Origin of the sequence: Streptomyces sp. WMMC940 (assembly GCF_027460265.1) — a bacterium.
In the GTDB taxonomy this organism is placed as follows: Bacteria; Actinomycetota; Actinomycetes; order Streptomycetales; family Streptomycetaceae; genus Streptomyces.
In genome coordinates this window covers 4,346,271-4,365,846 of sequence record NZ_JAPZBC010000001.1, presented here as the reverse complement: position 1 = coordinate 4,365,846, position 19,576 = coordinate 4,346,271, and the positions used below count along the sequence as shown (strand labels likewise).

Annotated in this window: 16 protein-coding genes; 9 read left to right on the top strand and 7 right to left on the bottom strand. The window is 70.0% G+C overall.

Features of this window, described 5'->3' with window-relative positions; translation table 11 throughout:
• Positions 1-126 precede the first annotated feature (126 nt).
• Positions 127-951 carry an SDR family NAD(P)-dependent oxidoreductase gene (locus tag O7595_RS19225; RefSeq protein ID WP_269729890.1) on the top strand — a complete coding sequence of 275 codons (825 nt, stop codon included), beginning with the start codon at positions 127-129 and terminating at the stop codon, positions 949-951.
• 321 nt (positions 952-1,272) lie between these two features.
• Positions 1,273-2,985, top strand: a complete 1,713-nt coding sequence (locus O7595_RS19220; protein ID WP_269729889.1) for a serine/threonine-protein kinase — start codon at positions 1,273-1,275, stop codon at positions 2,983-2,985.
• Between the two features lie 122 nt (positions 2,986-3,107).
• On the opposite strand, the gene O7595_RS19215 is transcribed toward O7595_RS19220, so the two are convergent.
• Positions 3,108-3,710 (bottom strand): TetR/AcrR family transcriptional regulator, encoded by a 603-nt coding sequence (locus O7595_RS19215; RefSeq protein WP_269729888.1) that lies wholly within the window; start codon positions 3,708-3,710, stop codon positions 3,108-3,110.
• A 106-nt stretch (positions 3,711-3,816) separates the two neighbouring features.
• On the opposite strand from O7595_RS19215, the gene O7595_RS19210 reads away from it, so the two are divergent.
• Both O7595_RS19210 and O7595_RS19205 read left to right on the top strand, forming a co-directional pair.
• On the top strand, positions 3,817-5,184 hold the full coding sequence (locus O7595_RS19210) for a serine/threonine-protein kinase (RefSeq protein WP_269729887.1): 1,368 nt from the start codon (positions 3,817-3,819) through the stop codon (positions 5,182-5,184).
• 146 nt (positions 5,185-5,330) lie between these two features.
• Positions 5,331-6,413, top strand: a complete 1,083-nt coding sequence (locus O7595_RS19205; protein ID WP_269729886.1) for a serine/threonine-protein kinase — start codon at positions 5,331-5,333, stop codon at positions 6,411-6,413.
• Positions 6,414-7,238: 825 nt separating this feature from the next.
• On the opposite strand, the gene O7595_RS19200 is transcribed toward O7595_RS19205, so the two are convergent.
• Positions 7,239-7,550, bottom strand: coding sequence for a hypothetical protein (locus tag O7595_RS19200; RefSeq protein ID WP_269729885.1), 312 nt, complete (start codon positions 7,548-7,550; stop codon positions 7,239-7,241).
• A 426-nt stretch (positions 7,551-7,976) separates the two neighbouring features.
• On the opposite strand from O7595_RS19200, the gene O7595_RS19195 reads away from it, so the two are divergent.
• The 3 genes from O7595_RS19195 to O7595_RS19185 are packed head-to-tail and all read left to right on the top strand — an operon-like array spanning position 7,977 to position 11,081.
• Positions 7,977-8,720 (top strand): hypothetical protein, encoded by a 744-nt coding sequence (locus O7595_RS19195; protein WP_269729884.1) that lies wholly within the window; start codon positions 7,977-7,979, stop codon positions 8,718-8,720.
• Between the two features lie 34 nt (positions 8,721-8,754).
• A complete protein-coding gene (locus O7595_RS19190; protein ID WP_269729883.1) occupies positions 8,755-10,371 on the top strand; it encodes a hypothetical protein in 1,617 nt (538 codons plus the stop codon).
• A 17-nt stretch (positions 10,372-10,388) separates the two neighbouring features.
• Positions 10,389-11,081: a nucleotide-binding protein gene (locus O7595_RS19185; RefSeq protein WP_332328354.1), complete on the top strand. Its 693-nt coding sequence runs from the start codon at positions 10,389-10,391 to the stop codon at positions 11,079-11,081.
• 81 nt (positions 11,082-11,162) lie between these two features.
• Here the strand turns inward: O7595_RS19185 and O7595_RS19180 are convergent, their stop codons facing one another.
• Entirely contained in the window at positions 11,163-11,972 is an 810-nt protein-coding gene (locus O7595_RS19180; protein ID WP_269729881.1) for a macro domain-containing protein, read from the bottom strand.
• Positions 11,973-12,258: 286 nt separating this feature from the next.
• Here O7595_RS19180 and O7595_RS19175 point away from each other — a divergent pair, with 286 nt between their 5' ends.
• Positions 12,259-13,614 (top strand): macro domain-containing protein, encoded by a 1,356-nt coding sequence (locus tag O7595_RS19175; protein WP_269729880.1) that lies wholly within the window; start codon positions 12,259-12,261, stop codon positions 13,612-13,614.
• A gap of 280 nt (positions 13,615-13,894) precedes the next feature.
• Here O7595_RS19175 and O7595_RS19170 read toward each other — a convergent pair whose 3' ends face one another.
• The 4 genes from O7595_RS19170 to O7595_RS19155 all read right to left on the bottom strand — a co-directional run bounded on the left by O7595_RS19170 (position 13,895) and on the right by O7595_RS19155 (position 18,224).
• Complete coding sequence (locus O7595_RS19170; RefSeq protein WP_269729879.1) at positions 13,895-14,527, bottom strand: MarC family protein; 633 nt, start codon at positions 14,525-14,527, stop codon at positions 13,895-13,897.
• Between the two features lie 165 nt (positions 14,528-14,692).
• Complete coding sequence (locus O7595_RS19165; protein ID WP_269729878.1) at positions 14,693-15,832, bottom strand: hypothetical protein; 1,140 nt, start codon at positions 15,830-15,832, stop codon at positions 14,693-14,695.
• A gap of 408 nt (positions 15,833-16,240) precedes the next feature.
• Positions 16,241-17,041, bottom strand: a complete 801-nt coding sequence (locus O7595_RS19160) for an adhesin (protein WP_269729877.1) — start codon at positions 17,039-17,041, stop codon at positions 16,241-16,243.
• Between the two features lie 235 nt (positions 17,042-17,276).
• Complete coding sequence (locus O7595_RS19155; RefSeq protein WP_269729876.1) at positions 17,277-18,224, bottom strand: adhesin; 948 nt, start codon at positions 18,222-18,224, stop codon at positions 17,277-17,279.
• A gap of 463 nt (positions 18,225-18,687) precedes the next feature.
• Here O7595_RS19155 and O7595_RS19150 point away from each other — a divergent pair, with 463 nt between their 5' ends.
• The gene (locus O7595_RS19150) at positions 18,688-19,542 is read left to right on the top strand and encodes a MerR family transcriptional regulator (protein ID WP_443071659.1); all 855 of its coding nucleotides are present in this window, start codon (positions 18,688-18,690) and stop codon (positions 19,540-19,542) included.
• Positions 19,543-19,576: the final 34 nt, after the last annotated feature.

Here is a 19,576-nt window from a genome sequence, read left to right as displayed (position 1 = left end):
GCACAGGCAGGAGAGCGGCGGCCGTGAGCGCAGCCTCATGGTCCCCGGTCCAGTGTGCGCGACGGGACGTCGCGATTAAAGCACTTTTCTAGAATGATCTTCTAGGTTGCCTCTAAAGTACCTGGCATGGATGACAACTTCACGGCGGTGGTCACAGGCGGCAACCGGGGCATCGGCTACGCGGTGGCCGCTGAACTCGTCCGGCGGGACTGCCGGGTTGTGCTCGTCGCCCGGGACCGGGAACGGGGTGAGCGGGCGGCCGCGGCACTGGGCGGCTCCGTCGGCCTGGTGGTCGGCGATCTATCCGTGCTCTCCGAGGTGCGGTCGGTGGCAAACGAGCTGATGGAGCGGTCCGAGCAGATCGACGTGCTGGTGCACAACGCCGGCGTGTGGCCTGCCCGGTTGGTACGCACCCCGGACGGGTTGGAGCAGGCTTTCGCCGTGAATCATCTGGCGCCGTTCCTGCTCAACCACCTGCTGGAGAAGCGATTCCTGGAAGGCCGGACCAGGGTCGTCCAGGTCAGTGCCGGCCTGTATGTCAAGGGGCGACTCGACGTGGACCGGACACCCACAGGTGCTGACTTCCACCGGATGCGCACCTACTGCACCACCAAACTCGCCAACCTCCTCATGGTCCCGCTGTTCGCCCGCCGTTGGCAGGGCACGGGCGTGACCATCGACGCGATCCACCCGGGCGTGATCAGGACCGGACTTGGAGACCCTGGCGGGGTGCTGGGCCTTGTCCTGAAGGCGATGAAGCGTTCCTGGGCCGCCCCTGAGCAAGGTGCCGCCCCCGTGGTCCGGCTCGCGCTCGAACCCGGCGACGCCTCCGGTCGCTACTTCGATGCCGACCGGCAGGTCCCCCTCGAGCCCGTCGCGGCAGACCAGGCCCTGGCGCAACGGGTCTGGGAACAGGCCAAGATGCTGACAGGGGTGCGTGGTGTCGCCTGAACAGCAGCCACCAGGTTCCGGTTGGGCGGGACGTTCTCCGCAGCGGGTGACGCATTGCCGTCCTGTGCGACCGGGGCATGCGTCGATCTGCGCCGGGTTCTCGACGCCGAGGTGAGCGACGCTCACTGAGCCGGATCGCCCGTCGGCGGCACACCTGGGATGGAAGGCCGATCCGGACCGGAGTGGCCTTCTTGGCGAGCATCTCTGCTGGTGGCAAGTTCCGGCGTTTCGGGCGTGCTGCCTTCGCGGTCGCGTCATGATTCCAGGGCGCCGGCTCGCAGGCGGAAGGGCAGGAATGATCGAATCACGGGAGGCACGGCGGTGCGAGACCAGCTCCTCGGAGGCCGTTACCGGTTGGTGCGGCAGCTCGGCGAGGGCGGTATGGGGCAGGTGTGGGAGGCACAGGACAAGACGCTGGGCCGGCCCGTCGCGGTCAAGGTGATCTCCCTGCTCGCCGGTGGCGGAAGCCGCGGCGGCGAGGCACGCACCAGGTTCCTGCGCGAGGCACGGATCACCGCCCGACTGCAGCACCCCCACATCGTCACCATCCACGACCTCGGCGAGACCGACACCGGGGACAACCGGGCCCCGTTCCTGGTGATGGAGCTGATCCGAGGCGAGGGCCTGGACACGATGCTTCGCCGAGGCGCCGTCACCCTGCCGGACGCGGCCCGATGGGGCGCACAGATATGTGACGCACTTGCTGACGCGCACGAAGCCGGAATCATGCACCGGGACATCAAGCCCTCCAACATCCTCATCACGCCTTCCGGCAACGTGAAGGTCCTCGATTTCGGCGTCGCGCGGGCGGCCGACCCCTACGCGACCGCCGACCGACTCACCCAGACCGGCCTCATCGTGGGCACACCCCCGTACATGGCACCCGAACAAGCACGCGGCTTCCCAGAACCAAGCAGCGACCTGTACGCGCTCGGCTGCCTGCTCTTCGAGCTGATCACAGGCCAACTGCCCTTCCAGGCCCCCGACACCGTGGGCTACCTCTCGGCACACCTCACCCAGGAGCCCCCCACCCCCAGCTCGGTGTCCACGGACATCCCATCCGCCTGGGACGACCTCGTGCTGACCCTGCTCCACAAGGACCCCACCCAGCGGTACCCGAACGCCGCCAACCTCTCCCAGGCCCTGCAACAACTCGACCGAACGCACATCCTCACAACCGCCGGGCCGATCAGGGTCCCCTCACATCGGGAGTCCCGCGCTGCCCTCCTCGCCCGGCTCGCCACTGCCATGCGAGCTGCGCACGACGTTGCCGCAAGCCGTATCCCTGACGCTCAGCATCGCGAGGCGTCGGACCAGCAGACCACGGCGATGCAGCCGCCTCCACCGCGTACGCTCCCGCTGGACGGAACACCGTCCCGCGCCAACGGCCCGGTCACCATCTCATGGACGGGAAAAGAGCCACTGTCTGCCTACATGACTGGGCAAGGACGTGGCGTGGTCGTTGGGTTCACGATCACGTCGGCGGTGGCGCTGGCCGGTTTCCTTATCTCGCTCGCACTGGCGCCGGACGAGCCGTTTGAGTTCGAACCCGGACACCCGCCCGCATGGACGGTCACAGCGATAGTTTTCAGCTGCATCGGGGTATTTTGCCTGTCCATGTTGCTCCTGGCTGCCATCGTGAAATCTCTCGAGCCAAACCGCAGGTCCGCGTGGTCTCTGGAGATCGGGCCACGGGGCATCAGAACCACCACCCAACTCGACAGGCATCAATACCGATGGAGTCAGGTGCGGACGTTCGCCGTCGAAGAAGTCTTCGGATACCACGAGGAGTTGCCCGATCGGGTTCTGCACGGCGCCAGAGCCGGACTCCACGTCAAGTTCGCGCAGGGTGAGAAGCCCTCGACTCCGCACCGCCCGCCAGGGTGGCCCTACGGGACTAAAACCCGCGGCCGTAACGGGATGGTGCCCATCTGCGTCCTCGGGCCGATGACGGACCAGCAGCGGGCCGCGGTGACAGAAGCCCTCACTCGATATGGGCAGGGTAAGAGCGATGCCGAAGCCTGGGGTGAATGAGCGTCCGAGAGGGCAAAATGGCCGTTCAGTGCAGGGCTCGACTGTGCCAGGCGGTCCCTCGAAGGTCAGGCATCCGCCCGCACCCTGCGGGCCAGCGGCGTCCCCGTCCCCGGACAGCACACCTAGTCACAGTCCGGTCGCAGGGACCGCCAGATCCGGTCGGGAAGGATCCGCGCCGCTTGGGCGAGGTCGATGTCGTACGTGCTGGCCAGCCAGCGACGCGCAGTCTCGGCAACCGGTCCGATAACCAGGGCCTCGACCAGGGGCTCGGGGATGGGCAGGATCTCGCCGGCTTCGATCCGCGGCCGCATCCAGTCCACGATGCCTCCCAGCATGACGGCCTTGGCGGCGCGGATGCGGTCGGCGTGAGCCACGAGATAGCCGGAGTACGCGGAGGCGTGGATGAAGAGCGCGGCGTCGGGCCGCTCCTCGGTGAAGCGCAGGTAGGCCCTTACGAGCGCGCGGACACCGGTGCGGGCGGTGCGGGTACGGGTCACGGCAGCGGTCAACTCGTCGAACAGCTCCTGCATGCACCTGGTGTAAAGGCCTGCTGCGAGGCCGTCGAAACTGCCGAAATGGTGGTAGAGACTGCCGAGGCTGACGCCGCTGGCCTCGGTGACTGCGTTCACCGTGAACCCCTGCTGGCCCGATGAGGCGTACACCTCGAGGGCGGCCGTCAAGAGACGGTCGACGGTGGCCTCGCCGCGCTGCTGCTTAGGAGACATGGCTCGATCTCGTTGACGTCATGGCAGACAGCCTAATGCACCTGAAGTAGAAGAAATTTCTAGAAGAACGCGCTGAGCGTCACGAGCGTGGACTAGATTTCCTGCTGTGGATGGGGATCTTGGGAGGGTTCTGCTCGGCCGATACGGGCTGACGGGGAAATTGGGGCAGGGCGGCATGGGTGTCGTCTGGCGAGCCCGGGATGAGCAGTTGGGGCGGGACGTGGCGATCAAGGAACTGCGCCTGCCGGATCACCTGACCGCCGCCGAGCGGGAGAACTGGATCGCCCGCCTGGAGCGCGAGGCGCGGGCGGCGGCCAGCCTGAAGCATCACGGCATAGTCACGGTTCATGATCGCGTCGTCGATCCTGAGACCGGACACCCGTGGATCGTCATGGAGTTGGTGCAGGGCGGATCCCTGGCCGACCTGCTCGCCCGGCGGGGCGCCCTGCCGCCCGCGCAGGTCGCCCTCATAGGTGTGCAGGTCCTGTCGGCGCTGATGGCCGCGCACCGGGCGGGTATTACGCACCGCGACATCAAGCCCGCGAACATCCTCCTGGAGGGCGATCGCGTCGTCCTGACTGACTTCGGCATCGCGGCCGTGGACGGTGACGCAACGCTCACCGGGTCTGGCGTGATCATAGGGACCCCGGCGTTCATGGCGCCCGAGCAGGTGCGTGGCCTCACGGCCACCGCCGCCTCGGACCTGTGGTCGCTGGGCGCGACGCTCTACACCGCGGTGGAAGGGCATCCTCCGTTCCCGGAAGGCAACCCCGGAGCGGTCCTTGTAGCCGTCGCCACGGAGGACCCCGCACCCACGGCCCTCGCAGGCCCGCTGGAGTCCGCACTCACCGGACTTCTCCGCAAAGACCCCGCCGAGCGGATGAGTGCCGACCAGCTCCAGCAGGTCCTCGCGCAGGTGGCCGCCGCCGTGCCGCCTGCCGACCTCGACGTGGGCCGTCCCACCCTGGTTCTTCCCCCCATGCCGGATCAGCCGCCGCCCCCAGCAGGCAGACGACGGCGGCATAGACGCTTCCCGGTGTTTCCGGGCGCGATGCTGGCGGCCCTCCTTGTGGGCGGGTCGGTCACCGGGTACGTGAAGTACCAGGATTACCAGGAGCGTGCGACGCACGAGCTCAGCCACCGTGTGCTCAAGGAATTGGGGAACCCGGACGGCTTCGCCATCGAGTCCGAGGAGCAGGCCGGGGGCGGAAAGGTACTCGCGCGCTACACGAAGACGAGTGGAGAGGTATGCAACTGGTGTCTGACCGACGGTGACCGCGATGCCCTCCGCGAGTGGCTCAGGGACTCGCCCTACGTCACGAGCGTGGGCGAAGTGGAGGACACCCACTCCTCTGGTTGCTCCCGCACGTGCAGTATCGCGGTTGAGCCGCGCGGAGAACCGGCCATCCTCGACGTGAAGGTCACCATTACGGGCTTCCGAGCCGCCGTCGTCCTGGAGATCGAGGTCGGCTGACGCAACAGCAAGGGACGTGTTCCTGGGCCCACGACTACCCGGGCTCAAGGATCCGACGCTCCGTGCCGTAGGACTGGGCAGCTTGGCAGCGGTGCTTTCAGGAATGGGAAAGGGCGGGCGGGCTTCGTGCCGAAGGTGTGGCGGTCGTGTTCGGGGGTGCGATGATGACGCGGGTTCTGGCCGGGCGATACGAGCTCGTGCGGTTTGTCGGCCGCGGCGGCATGGGCGAGGTGTGGGAGGGCCGGGACCGGGTGATCGGGCGGCAGGTGGCGATCAAACTGCTCCCGCACGACCGACGCGACACCCCCGGCGCCGCGTTGTTCCAGCGCGAAGCCCGCACAGCCGGGGCGCTGAATCATCCCGGCGTGGTGACCGTGCACGACTTCGGCCAGGACACGGAGGACGGCTCGCTGTTCCTGGTCATGGAGTTTCTCGTGGGGCGTGACCTGGCCACGGTGCTGAAAGAGGACGGGCCGCCACCGGTGGCGGCCGCTGTCGACTGGGTAGCGCAGGCGGCGGCTGCACTGGCTCGGGCGCACGAGATGGACGTGGTCCACCGGGATCTCAAGCCGGCGAACCTGATGCTCACCCCAGACGGACGGGTCAAGATTCTCGATTTCGGCATCGCCCGGTTCATTGAGTCACTGCCGTCGAGCAGGGTGATGGGGACGTTCCCGTACATGCCGCCGGAGCGGTTCGATGGGCACCCCGGCGACGTCCGCTCCGACCTGTACTCCCTCGGCTGCGTCCTCCACGAACTCCTCACCGGGCAGGTCCCGTTCCACGCCACCAGCCCGGCGTCGATGATGAGCGCACATCTGGCGAAGGCCCCCGTGCCCCCGGGCCGGGTCCGGTCCGGGGTGCCCGCCTCGGTGGACGACCTGGTCATGGAACTGCTCGCCAAAGAGCCCGAAGACCGTCCAGTCTCCGCCAGCGAGGTCTGCGACCGCCTCCGCGGCCTGCCGCCCACGGCGGCTTCCGGCATGCGCACCGCGAACCCGTCCGGCCGCGACGACACCGAGAACGTAGCTCCTGCCCGGCCCGCACCGCCCACAACGGAACCAGGCCGGGCGACAAACCCGCGTAGATTCCTCTGCCAACTCTCGAAGGCCGCCGTCCCCATGGTCCAGAGGAGTCAGAGGAGGTCCCGCCAGAAGGGGACCGTTGCCAGCGGGTTCCAGCTCTCGTCGACCTCGCCCCGCGCCTCGGCGAACTCCTGGTGCATGTAGTCGACCAGGTCCAGCCCGTAATAAATGATGTCGGTCTGCCACATCGAGAGCACCGGATGTCCGAAGCTTCCCTGGCCAGCGGGCAGGTATCGGTGGCCATACACGGGCACCAGGACCGTACCTCCGCCAGATGACGCCACGCCGAATTCAGTGCCGCAGTCCCTTCGGCCGGCCGCTCGCCCCAGTCGTCGCACCAGATCCCGTTGTGCTCAACGTCGAGGAGAAGGCCCTCGACCGGCCAGGCGAGCTGTCGCCGCAAGCTGTCCCGATCACCACCGCGCCACTCCGGCCACGGCCTGGACCAGGTCTGTCCCTCCTCGGGAGGGACGTTGACCGGGGAGGCCTGCCGCAAGGAACGCCCGGTGGTCGTCCGCGAACTCGAAGCCATACTCGCGCTCAATGCGCGCAAACTCGGCGTCTGTCAACCCTGGTTCGAACTCGTGGAGACCTGTCTCTGCCAGGCGACGTGCGGCCTCGACACCCAGGCACACCCCCTCATTGCTGATCACCGCCGCACGCTAGCGCCGACCGGAGCCCGCCGTCACCCGAGTTATGCGCGGGCTCGGTCTCAGCTTGGCGTTTGACCTCGTTGGGGTTGCTGTTCCTTGCTCGATTCAGGGCGCTTGACGGTTTTGCCGACGTCGTGGCGCTTGGCACGCTGTTGTTCTTCGAGCCGGGAGACCGGCCGGGCCCCCGTTCTGTCCAATCAACGGCTGATCCTGGTTGTTGAGGTGTCAGTGGCTGGTGGGGGTGAGGCGTCCTTCGAAGGCGATCTGGAAGGCGTTCAACAGGGTCTTCAAGCGGTGGCCAGCACCGTTGGACTTGCTACGGCTGCTTTCGCTGCAGGACGTAGGAGCTGCGAGAGTCAGGGTCGCCGAAAGAGAAGTACAACAGCAGCTGCTTCATGTCGTCGCGCTGCAACTCGAAGGTCCACGTGCAGGTCTCGGGTGCCGGCTCATGCTCGGACGACGGGTCGAGCTCGGCGGAATCCGGAGTACGTGTGGCCGATGCCATGCGCGAGGTGAGAGCCATCCGGACATGCTGACCGGCGTTCCACCCCGTGCGCTCGTCGGTCAGCTCCCACTGCCCGGTCCCTGACAGCCGCCACCCGTCATCGAAGTCGAACTCCTGCCACATGACCGCGGTTCGACCGGGCGTCGATCACGCGCTTGTCATCCTGCCAGCAGTATTGAACATGTTCGACTACTCGCCGGGCTGCACGGGGGAACGCGTCGCGCTCCCGGGCTCGGGCCACAACCGCGCCAGATCGAGCGGGTCCGGCCGGAGGTGCTGCCCCTCGCGGTCGGCGGCCTGCGCGGCACAACGGGAGGTACGGACCGGCCGTCCCAAGGGCCCGGAGCGGGCCGGAAGCGGATCGGAAGCAGGTCGGTTCTGGGCACGGAAGCGGGGGCGCTGGTCGCATCGGAGGCGTCAACCGCCATTCCGCGCACCGCTGTCCATCGTCGCCTCACGGCGGACCCATCGCGTACACACGTACCGTACGGACCGCCATGGGCCATTCGGGGCGGGCGCGCTGCACTGCAGTGACCTGTGGAGAACCCCATGACCGACCCAGGGCTGACACCGTACGCCGGGCGCCCCGACACACCGTCCACCCACCGCGCGCCGCCCTCCTATCGCGCCCCGGGGCTGATACCCCCGAGCGGTCCCGCCCGCACCTGGGGGCTCGTGGTCATCACCACGCCCCTGCTGCTCGCCATGACGGTGGTCCTGCTGGGCGGCGCAGCCGACGACTCCGCCTCGTCCGAGCCCTACGGGCCGTCCGGATCGTCCGGGTCGGGCTTGTTCGGTTCGGACACCTTCGGCACGGACGGCGGAAGCCCGGCCGGCCGGCCGAGCCACACGCCGTCGACGACGGCACCCGCATGGCCGTACGACGGCACCAGTACACCGGACCGGTACAGCACCCCCGAGGCGACCGCGACCGACGGGTACGGCGACGGCGGGTTCGCCTACCCGACGGACACCACCACCGGCACCCCGGCCGCGAGCGCGAGCGGCGGACCGAGCGATGTCGTCACCGCCTACTTCGAGGCGATCAACGCCCGCGACTACCAGACCGCCTGGGCTCTCGGCGGCAAGAACCTCGACTCCAGCTACGACCGCTTCGTCTCGGGCTACGCCACCACCAAGCGGGACGCCATCGGCATCGTGTCCGTGGAAGGCACCAAGGTGCGGCTGACCATCGAGGCCCTCCAGGTCGACGGCACGACGCACTCGTACGACGCCACCTACACCGTCCGTGACGGTGTCATCACCAGCGGCACGGCCACCCGGACCGACTGACACCCCACCGGGCGTGCCGGAGAGGTGCGCCCACATGAGCGGAGCGCGAACCACCATGGCGACAGAAGAACTTTCCCCCCGTCCACCCGGCCCGCCGCCGCAGAGGCCGCCGGCACACCGCGAGTACCTGCGCACCAGAGCCACCCGGCTGCTGTCAGCGGGCACCTACCTCGATCCCGGTTACCGGGGTGCCGTCATCCGGGAACTGCTGGACAGCCGTTTCCGGGTCGTCGCGCCCTCCTTCGGCTACGACGCCGTGTCGGTGCTCGCACACGCCCTCGCCGCACGCCGGCTGCACCGCACCCAGTGGGCGGCCGCGGCCGGCACGGCGGCCGCGGTCCTGCTGCTGATGAGCAGCGGGGTACTCAGCGGGCCCCTCGGTGTCGTCGTGCTGCTCTGGGTGCCGTGGGCGGCGGCCTATCTGCGCCGGATCGTCACCCTGCACATCCTGATGACCCGGCTCCGGGAGAGCGGGCCGGACGGCGGCTTCGGCGGCGCCTGCCCGTCGCACGACAAGCTGACCTCCGAGCTTGCCCGCAAGATCGACCAAGAGCAGGCCAGCCGCAGCGGACTGGTCTTCTACGGCGGCTACCGGCCCTTCGTCGGCGCGGGCCTGCCCATGCGCGAGTGGTCCAACGCCCAGTTGCTGCTGGGCGCCCCGAAGACCCGGATCATGGCACGCAAGGGCGAGAACGGCCTGCCGCCCGACCTCGACACCGTCGAGCGCAGGCAGGTCATCCCGTTCACCGTGCGCGACATCACCGGCCAGGTCGCCGCCCGGATGGCCGCCGATCTCCGCGACGAGGCCCACCCCGACGAGCGGATCGAAGGGCTGACCGTCGAGCAGCGCCGCTACACCACCGCGATCCGCACCAACGACCGGTCCACCGGTGCCGACTGGTCCGAACTGCCCGGCACGGACGACCTGCCCGGCGTCCACTGGCGCGAGGACTACGACGCGGCCCGCGAATACCTGTGCGTGCGCGTCGGGTCGTGGGACGAGGAACTGGTGACCTCGATCTTCGTCGGGTTCGACATCCGGGGCAACACACTGCACACCGAGTTCTACACCTATGTGCTCGGCCCGCTCGTGAAGGACTTCCACCTCGTGGACCAGTTGCCCCGCACCATCGACGGGCGTCTGGCAGTGCGGCTGGCGTGGGACATGTTCACGACCACGGTGCGCTGGTCCACCGTGCTGTGGCTCTGGCCGCTGTGGCTGGTCCCGGAGCGGTTCCTGCCGACGTGGGCGGTCCCGTGGATCCGGCCCTGGCGGGCCAGGAGGGCCAGGAGGGCGATGGCCGCGGTGCTGCAGGCGGACCAGATGACGGACACCAGCGAGTTCGGGCTCGGCCGCTACGTCAACCCGTGGCTCAACTGCGGCGCGGTGGCCAGCGTCAGGGAACTGGCCACCAGCGAGCACTACCACCACTTCTTCCAGCACTCCGACGCGACCAAGTACATGGAGATCATCGAGCGCCGTCTGCTCCAGAACATCCGCGCGTTCCTCGACGAGCACGACGTGGACCTCGCCGAGCACGACCGCGCGCAGACCAACATCCTGCTGGGCGACAACAGCCAGAACGTATTCGGCGGCCAGAACAGCAACTTCGGCTACAACTACCAGCCGCAGGACGGCCGATCATCATGACGAACAGGGAAACGACCATGAACCAGGGCCACACCTTCGGTGACAACAGCCAGAACGTATTCGGTGGCCAGAACAGCAACTTCGGCTACAACGTCCACAACACTCCGCAGCAGCAACAGCCGTCCGTCGAGCAGGAGGCTGAGCGCGCGGCCCGGGCGCGCGCGGACTACGGCCGCAGCCGCAGCGTCTTCGTCGTGCACGGCCGTGACGAGGAGGTCCGCACGGCGATGTTCGGGCTGCTGCGCCGGCTCGACCTGCGCCCGCTGGAGTGGGAGCGGCTGGTTCGGGCCACCGGGGGGACCGCTCCGTTCCTCGGCGAGGTCATCGAGAAGGCACTGTCGCAGGCGCAGGCGGCGCTCGTGCTGCTCACCCCGGACGACGTCGCCATGCTCCATCCTCACCTGCAGGGCTTCAACGAGCCCCCCTACGAGGACCGGTTGACCGGCCAGCCCCGCCAGAACGTGCTGATCGAACTCGGCATGGCGCTGATGGCCTATCCGGAGCGGACGATCATCGTGCAGGTCGGCCAGGTGCGGCCCGCCGCGGACCTCGCGGGCCGCAACGTGGTCCACTTCGACGGCTCCGAGGCCGCCGTCTCGAAGATCGTCGAACGGCTCAAGGGCGCCGAGTGCGATCTCGACGACACCCGGCCGGACTGGCGCGACATCTCGTACTTCAGGAATCTCGCGGCATACCGCCGACTGGCCTGACGGACGGTGCGAGAGGGGCGGGACGCCGAGTTCCGCCCCTTCGTACGCCAACGGATGTACCCACGCCGTTCGGTCCGTACGCTACCGGTCCGGGTCCGACGCCAGGGCGTCCAGGAACGCCGCCAGCTCCCGCATGTCGACGCTCTCCAGTTCCTCAGGCCGTACCACCACGCGCAGTTCACGGCAGATCGCGCTCTCCCGGGAGCGGGCCACGAATGACATCAGGATCAGCCGGAGGAGGCTGTCCCGGTCGAGATAGCCGATCCGCGCCAGCCCGGAGCCGACCAAGGGCATGGCCACCCGGTCCAGTTGGGCGTGCGCGCGCAGCCCGTCCCACAGCCCGCCGAGGCCCCGCCACAGGTCCTCCACCCCGGAGACGGCCACGTAGTCGTTGCCGATCCGGCTGTAGGCCACGCCGAACACCAACCGCGGTCGAGTGCCCAGTACCGCGACCGTGCCGATCGGGTAGCGGTCGAGCTTGCCGAGCGGCTTGTCGGCCCGCTCCTCGCGTGCGACGGGCTCGGCCGAGGCGAGCGCCGCGCTCAGCTCCGCGTCCAGCCGGGCCACGTCGCCGCCGTATCCGCGGTCCAGCAGTTGCGCCTGCAGGCTGTCGCCGTTGATGACTCGGCCGCCGGCCGACAGGGTGTCGAAGGTGTCGCAGAAGCCGACGACGAGGTGGGTCGACTGGTCGAACAAGTCGCCCGCCTCAACGACCACCGTCATGTCGGGCCGCCGGAACACCTGCTGCACCCGGGCCGCAGGACGGGCCCGCATCAACCCCCAGCCCAGGCACGCCCCCACCGACAGCCCGACGGCGGCGGCGGAACCGCTGTGCGGCACGAACGGCCCCAGGACCTGCAGCACGGCCGACAGCCCGCCGAACGCCACCATCGTGTCGCGTACGAAGACCTGCCGGGCGCGCCGCGCGCCACGCGGCAGACGCGGGAAGAGAAGGGAGCGGGGGCGAGCCGGCCGCCGTCGCGGACACGGCTCGGCGCGCGGCCGGGAGGAGTCGGGGGATCGTATCGGGTCTCTCGGGTCCGGACCGCCGGAATCACCCGAACTCACGGTTACCCCAGGGCCCGATGATAGCCTTTCGGTCACCAATGCCTGACGCAGAGTGACGTTCAACCGTGGGGGGGCGACGGGTATGGCCGGTGCGGGAGCACGTGTCCAAGTGAAGATCCTGGGCCCGGTTCAGCTCGAAGTCGACGGGGTTCCGGTCCGGCTGACGCCGCTGACCGTAAGGCTGCTGGTCCGTCTGGTGGCGGCCGAGGGCGAGGCTGTGCCGGTGCGGCAGCTGCGTCGCGACGTGTGGGGGCTCGCGGACGAGCCCCGCCATCTGGACCAGCGCAACCGCAACGAGGTCCAGAAACGGGTCCTGGAGCTGCGGCGGGCCTTGGCACCCGGCCTGGACGGGGTCGGAACGAACATGCTGCGCACCGAGCAGCAGGTCACCGTGCAGGGCCCGGAGACCGCCTACCGTCTGGTGCTGCGGCCCGAGGAACTGGACAGCGCGCGGTTCACCGCGATAGTCAGCAACGCCCTGCTCGCGCCGCCCGCAACCGCCGCACACCGGCTTGCCGAGGCGCTGTCCCTCGTGCGCGGCCGACCGCTGGCCGAGGTGAGCGGCGAGGGGTTCGCGGTGCCCTTCGTACGCCGCCTGACCGCCCTGCAGGAGTCGGCCCGGCGTGAACTGGTGCGTGTGCAGACGGACCTGGGGCGCCCGGAACTCGCGCTGCCGGTCGCCGAAACGATCGCCCACGACCACCCCGACGACGCCGAGGCCGCACGGGTCCTCGACACACTCCGCGCGCAGCTCCGCGCCCGGCACGGGGCGGAGCTGCTCCGGCACCGGGTGCCGTTGCCGGGGCAGCGGGCCGATGTGGTGCTGTTGCGCGGCGACTTGTTCGACCAAGAGGACTGCAACCTGGTGATCGGGTTCTCCGACACCTTCGACACCGAGACCGCCGAGGATCTCGTGATCAGCCGTGAGAGCGTGCAGAGCCAGCTCGTCGACCGGCTGTTCGGCGGGCGGCGCCGCCTGCTGGACGACAAGCTGCGGGCGGGGCTGCGCAAGACGAAGGCGGTGGGCACCGAGAGCGCACGGTCCAAGCCGCTGGGCCGACGGGTACGCTACCCGGTGGGCACCACCGTGGTGGTGCCGGTCGACGGCCGCCGGGTGTTCGCCATCGCCTATTCGCGGCTCGGCAACGATCTGGTAGCCAGGTCCAGCGACCGTGATCTGCGGCTGAGCCTGGAGAGTCTGTGGGCCTCGGTGGCGGTTCACGGCCTGTTCAAGCCGGTCGCCATCCCGCTGATCGGTTCCGGGCTGGCCCGTGTCACGGAGCTGGACCGGGGCCAGTTGGTCGCCCTGATCGCGGATTCGTTCATCGACGCCTGCCGCCGCCACCCCGCCCTGACCCCCGAGCTCCGGCTCGTCGTCCGGCCCCAGGAACTGGCCCGGACCGACCTGGCTCCGGTGGAGCAGCGCTTCCAGGACCTCGTACTCGGCCCCCGCGCGGCGGACTGACGGCGAAGGCGAGGCCGGGCGCGGGCCACGACGTGTGCCCCGGATCGGCGGGCTGCTCCGCATCTCCCAGCTCCCCCTTCGCGGATCCCCGCCGTCCGGGCCACGGGCCGCTGCGCCCGGCCTCATCGCCGTCCACGAGACCACCCCGGCCGCTTCCGCCGGTACCCGTCAACCGCTTCCGATCCGGTTCCGAGGTGCTCCTGGCGGCGGTACGTGCCGCAGCCGCGGGTGCCGGCCCGACCGACCGCTGCGGCGTGCCGGTCTGCGGGGTCCGCGGGGCTCAGCCGAGGCCGAAGTACGTCCTGATCGCGTTGAGCATGAGCTGGATCCCGATCGTGGCGACGATCAGTCCGCCGAACCGCGTGACGATGGCGATGGTCTGTGCCGACATCCTCAACCTGTCGACCAGGAGCAGGTGTCCCACCGGGATCAGGGCCACGGTGATGGCGACGGCGATGAGCGCGGCGACCGTGCCCGACCAGCCCCGCCCCGTCGAGGCGATGCCGATGACCGTGGTGATGGCCCCGGGACCGGCCATGAAGGGGATGGCGTAGGGCACCACGATCGAGTCCTCGGCCGATCTCGGCGCCGGCTGCTCGTGCGCCGCGGCACCGCCTTGCGCCCGGGTCGGCTCGCCGCCGAAGAGCATCTCGAACCCCATCAGCAGGAGCACCAGACCACCGGCGAAACCGAACGCTGACAGATCGATGCCGACCACATCGAGCACCGGCTTGCCGATCAGGGCCGCGCCGCCCAGGGTGATCGCGATGACCACCATGATGCGGCCGACGTACTCCCGCCGCCGCTCCGGTTCGTAGTCGGTGAGCACACGGAAGAAGACGCCTCGGATGAAGGGGTCGACCAGCAGGACCATCGCGATGGTCGCCTGAATGGTCAGCTCAAGGGTACTCATGCCGTCGTCTCCCGCTGTCCTGTGTCGGCCTCTCGCCACTGGCGGAGGTCGGCTCCCCGGCCCGGCGACCGCACTCGAGCCGTCCCGGGCGGCGGTAGGCGTCCCGTCCGTCCGTTCGCCCGGCTCGCCGAAGTGGCCCCGCCGCCGGGGGTCCGGGCCAGGTCGTCAGGGCCCCTTCGGCCCCACGTCCCCGACCACCCCGATCCGGATGCCGAGCCACGGATAGGTGTGCCGGTAGAAGAAGTTGTCCTGCGGCTGCAGTCCGACCGCGGAGGGCCACATCTGGTAGGGCGCCGAGTTCGACACACCGCCGTGCAGCCGGCGCCAGACGCGGCCGAAGTCCTGCCCGGTCGGAGGCGGGGTGATGGTGTCGGTCCATTCGACCGCGTTGCCGCCCTGGTCGCGGGTCCCCCACGGGGAGGTGGTGCGGGCCCGGCCGACCGTGCTGAGGCTGCCCTGGTAGAGATCGGAGTAGGTCGCGGGGTCCAGGCCGAGCGGATTGACGGTGTCGCAGTCGGCCGGCGGCACCTGGGCCGGGCACCAGGTGGGGGCCGCGCCGCCGGAGGGGTGGTACGAGGCCAGCGGCTGGGTCGAGGCGTTGGTGACGTCGCCGGTGGTGGGGTTGAGGACCGTGGGGCTGGGAGCGGTCGCGTCGCCGTCGCCGAAGACGCCAGGGTTGGTGGGGTACTTCCAGTACGAGTTCGTACCCCCGCCGTTCGGGTCGTAGTACGCCGCCTTGATCCACTCGTTCTGGCTCGGCACCACGAAGCCGGTGTGCTCGGTCCGTGTCGTGTCCGGGCGGTCCAGGTCGTACATCCCGCGCTCGGTCCGCGGTGAGAGCCGCACCTTGTAGGTGACGTAGGTGAACGCCCCCTCGGTACGGGTGGCCTTGGCCAGGACGCGGCCGTTGACGAGGGAGTTGACGAGCCGGGCCGCGTCGAGGAAGTCCGCGAAGCCGTACGGCTTGTCCGCCCACTCCGGCCGGGCGATCGCGTAGTGGCGGCCCCTGCGGGCGTCCTGGGAGAACTCGACCTGGCCGTACTTGGGCCAGGTCGCGCCGCTCTCGCTCTCGTCGTAGAGGTCGAAGGGATCGTGTCCGTCGGGGTCGGCGGTGTTCAGGAACGCCACCCACTGCGCGACGGTGACCTCGAGCTTGCCGATCTCGTACGGGTAGTCGACCCCGCCGACCGTGAGGCAGCCGCGCGCTGTCTCGGGAGCCGCGGAGCAGTCGGCATAGACGGCATCGGTGAAGGGGACGACGCTCACCGGGGGATTGCCGGGGGCACCGACCCTGGTGGTCGTCACGGTGATGACCTCACCCGCACGGTGGGGGTCGTTCCCGTCTGCGGGCGTTCCCGCAGCGGCGGCGGTGGCCAAGGGCGCCGTCAGCACACACGCCGCTGCGACGGCCCTGAGGAGGCGGGGGCGGGGGGATGCGAGACGCATGGGCGTACCTGTCCGGTCGTGGCGGGCCGCCCCGCGAGCCGGAAGCGGGCGGGGCGGCCCGTTGATCACAACAACAGCGGCCGCCACAGTAACCCCGCCGGTCACTCAACGCGTTGAAGGCGGCACCGAACGCATCGAATGGCGCACATCTGTCGTGTGTCCGGGCGTGATCGTGCCCCCTGCGCCCGCACCCCGTTCGTCGTACCGGTATGACGAACGGACGGGGGTGGTCATCCGTCGAGGCGGCGGGACGGCGGGCCGACCGCTCTACTCCGACCCGCAGGTCAGCTTCATCTGGGCCGCCGCATGGTGCGCCCCGATGCGCTCGGCGCTGCCCCAGTCCCGCCCGCGGTCCAGGAGTTGCACCGCGAAGACCTTGTCCCCCTTGACCGGGTAGCTCTTGACGGACACGAGCTCGCCGCGGTGGACGGTCTGGCGGACGCCGAAGCCGGTGTAGCCGGACCGTACGTCGTCCGGGTCGGCGAGGACGCGATAGAAGGTGGGGTCACCGGCGGACTCCGAGGCGCGGTTGGTCCTGGGGACGAACACCTCGAGGGCGCACGTCCGGTAGTCGTCGTCCAGCTTCCAGCTCCAGATGGCCGTGGCCCGGGTGTCCTTGGCCGTGCTGCCCGACATGGGGACGGCCGTGAAGCTGCCGTCGCAGTCGGAATTGCTGCGGCCGCCGCGGCGGACCGAGTACCAGGCGGCGTCGCCGTTCTCGAAACGGCCCACCTCACGGTACGTGCCCGTGGTGCACCCCGGGCCCGCCCACTCCTCGAACTGCCCGCCTCCGGGCAGCTCCGTCGGACCCACACGAGTCGGGATGGAGCGCCCCGGGACGTCGGTCTCGGCGGCCTGTGCACCACCCCCGCCGTCACCGTCGGAGCCGGTGAGCAGTGCGGCAGCCGCGACGAAACAGCCCAGAACGACGACGGTTCCGCCCGCCAACAGAGCCCTGCGGAAACGGGAGAGCAGGGAGATGCGGCCGGCGATCGTCTCGCGGGCGACCCATGACGGCCCGGGACGCCGCTCGACCGGGGCAACGTATCCGCAGTCGGGGCAACTCATACCGGGCAGAGGCGTGTGCCTTTCACTGCCGCACCGTTCGCACGCCATACCAGCCCACTATGCAGGAACCTCGTGCGTCACGGGCGGGAACCGCCGTGATCCGCGGTCGACTCACGATCCGCAGTCGACCCATGACCGGGAGTCGGCCCTCCCCCGCGATCGGCATTTCAGCGGGAGCCGGGCCGCGCCGTGCACCGGCTCATGACCTGCACTCTGCCGAGCCGGGCGTGAAGGCTCATGACCTGCAGTCGGCTCGGATCTGCGCTGCCGCGTGATGCGCCCCGTCGCGCCCGCCGTACCCCCAGTTCCGGCCACGGTCCACGAGCTGCACCGCCAACTCGCCCTCCCGGACGGGCAGGTCGTTCACGACGACCAACCCGCCGCGCATCGTCCGCTGGCCGATCTCGAACGCGGCGAGCACGGATCCGGAGTCCCGGGCGTCAGCGAGGACGTGGTACCGCGTCGGATCGCCGGCGACGTCCTCCTCACGGTGACTCCACGGCACACGTACCGCGACCGAGCACGTCGAGTAGCCGCTGCCCGGGTGCCAGCTCCAGGTGACCGTGTTGCCGCCGTCCTGGTCCCGTGCACCGGACATCGGCACGGCGATGAACCGGCCGTCGCACCCGTTGCCGCGGTGGCCGCCGGAGCCGACCTCGTACCAGCCGTCACGGCCGTCCGAGTAACGGCCCTGCGTACGGACGCCGTTCGGGCAGCCCGGCCCGGCCCACTCGCTGAACCAGGCCGCGTCCCCGGCCGACGCGTCGGCCGGTACGGACGGCTCCGCCCCGGGGGCGGGTGCGGACACGGGCGGTGTCGGCTTCCTCACCGTGGGCCGGGGCTTCGGTTTCGCGGACGTGGCGCTCGGTTCCGGCACGTCCTCCGGGAAGAACGTCGGGCCGATCCTCTGGGGCATCCCGCCCAGCGCGATGTCCTCCACGACCGGTCGCGCGTCGTCGGTGCGTTCGCCGTCACCGTCGCCGCCGGCGGTTGCGATGATCGTGACTCCGAGCGCCAGCAGACACAGCGAGAGGACGGCTGCCGCCCCCGCCGCCATCATCCTTCGCTCGAGGACCGGCTCGCCGGGCGTCCGGTGTGCCGGCACGGACTCGACGGTGCAGGAGTCGAGCACCATCCCCGGCAGCGCGCCCCGGTGCGTCCCTCCGCATCTCTCGCAAACCATGCGGGTCACTATGCAGCGAGCGGAATACCGGCCGGTAGACGTGCGGGCATATCAACGCGGTATCAATCCGGGGTCCGTCCAACGGGTGGGCACGGGCCGGCCGTTACAGGGCGGCGAGTGCCCGTCGACGGGAACTGCCGGTGGCCGTCGCAAGGACGTCGGACGTCCGTCGTACGGATGTCAGGTACCCGTCGCGCGGACGTCGTTGACCGTCGGTCGTGGGGGTCCCATGGAACGCCCTCATCGTGTGCCCTCGCGGGGCCCACGGGGTCTTCGTGTGCCCGTCGCGGGGGCCCACGGCGACGCGTGCCCGTCGCGGGTGCGCATGGCGTCTTCGCGTGCCCGTCGCGGGTGCGCCCGGCACGGGACGGACGAAGGCCCGTCGCGAAGGCGATGGCGTCTGTTGACCTTGCCCCAGGGGCAGGCCGCATCGTCCTCGGCAACCGGGCGGACCTCCCGTCCGGTGACGGAGGATGGGCCCGTGCACGACGACTCCCTGCTCACCATCGGGGCCTTCGCAACGCGGGCGCGGCTCTCGCCGAAGGCGCTGCGCCTCTACGACCGGCTCGGCCTGCTCACCCCGGCGTACGTCGACGCGGCGACCGGCTATCGCTGGTACCGCACCGAACAGGTCGATCGCGCCCGGCTCGTCGCGCTCCTGCGGCAGATCGACATGCCGCTGGCGCGGATCGCCGACGTGGTGGAACTGCCGGGGCCGCAGGCCGCTCGGGCGCTGACGGCGTACTGGGCCGAGGTCGAGGAACGCCGTGCCGTGCAGGGCGCCGTCGTGGCCCATCTCCGTGACCGGCTTTCAGGCAGGAGACAGACGATGTATGAGATCAGGACGATGGACGTGGCCGAGCAGGCGGTCCTGACCGAGCGCCGCAGGCTGCCGGCGGACGAGCTGCCCCGCTGGATCCCGGCGGCCCTCGGCCGCCTGGAACGGGCGGCCGAGGAGTGCGGTGGCGTCGCGGGCCCGCCGTACGTCGTCTACCACGCCGAGGTCGGCCCGGACAGCGACGGCCCGGCGGAGGCGTGCGTGCCGGTCGCCGACGTCCGCGCCGCACAACTCTGGATCGATGAGCACCGGACGGGGGCGGTGCTCCGTATGGAGCCCGCCGGCCGCCTCGCCTACACCAGGGTGACCAAGGCGCAGGTGGCGTATCCGCAGATCGGGTCGGCCTTCGACGCGGTCGAGCGCTGGACCGCCCGGCAAGGGCTGACGGTCGCCGGCCCGTGCCGCGAGGTGTACTTCGCGGACTGGGACGCGGCATCGGCGACGGACGAGGTCTGTGACGTGGCGTTCCCGGTGGCCTGACGGGCGCGGCCCTCACTCAACGGCTGCCAGGGCG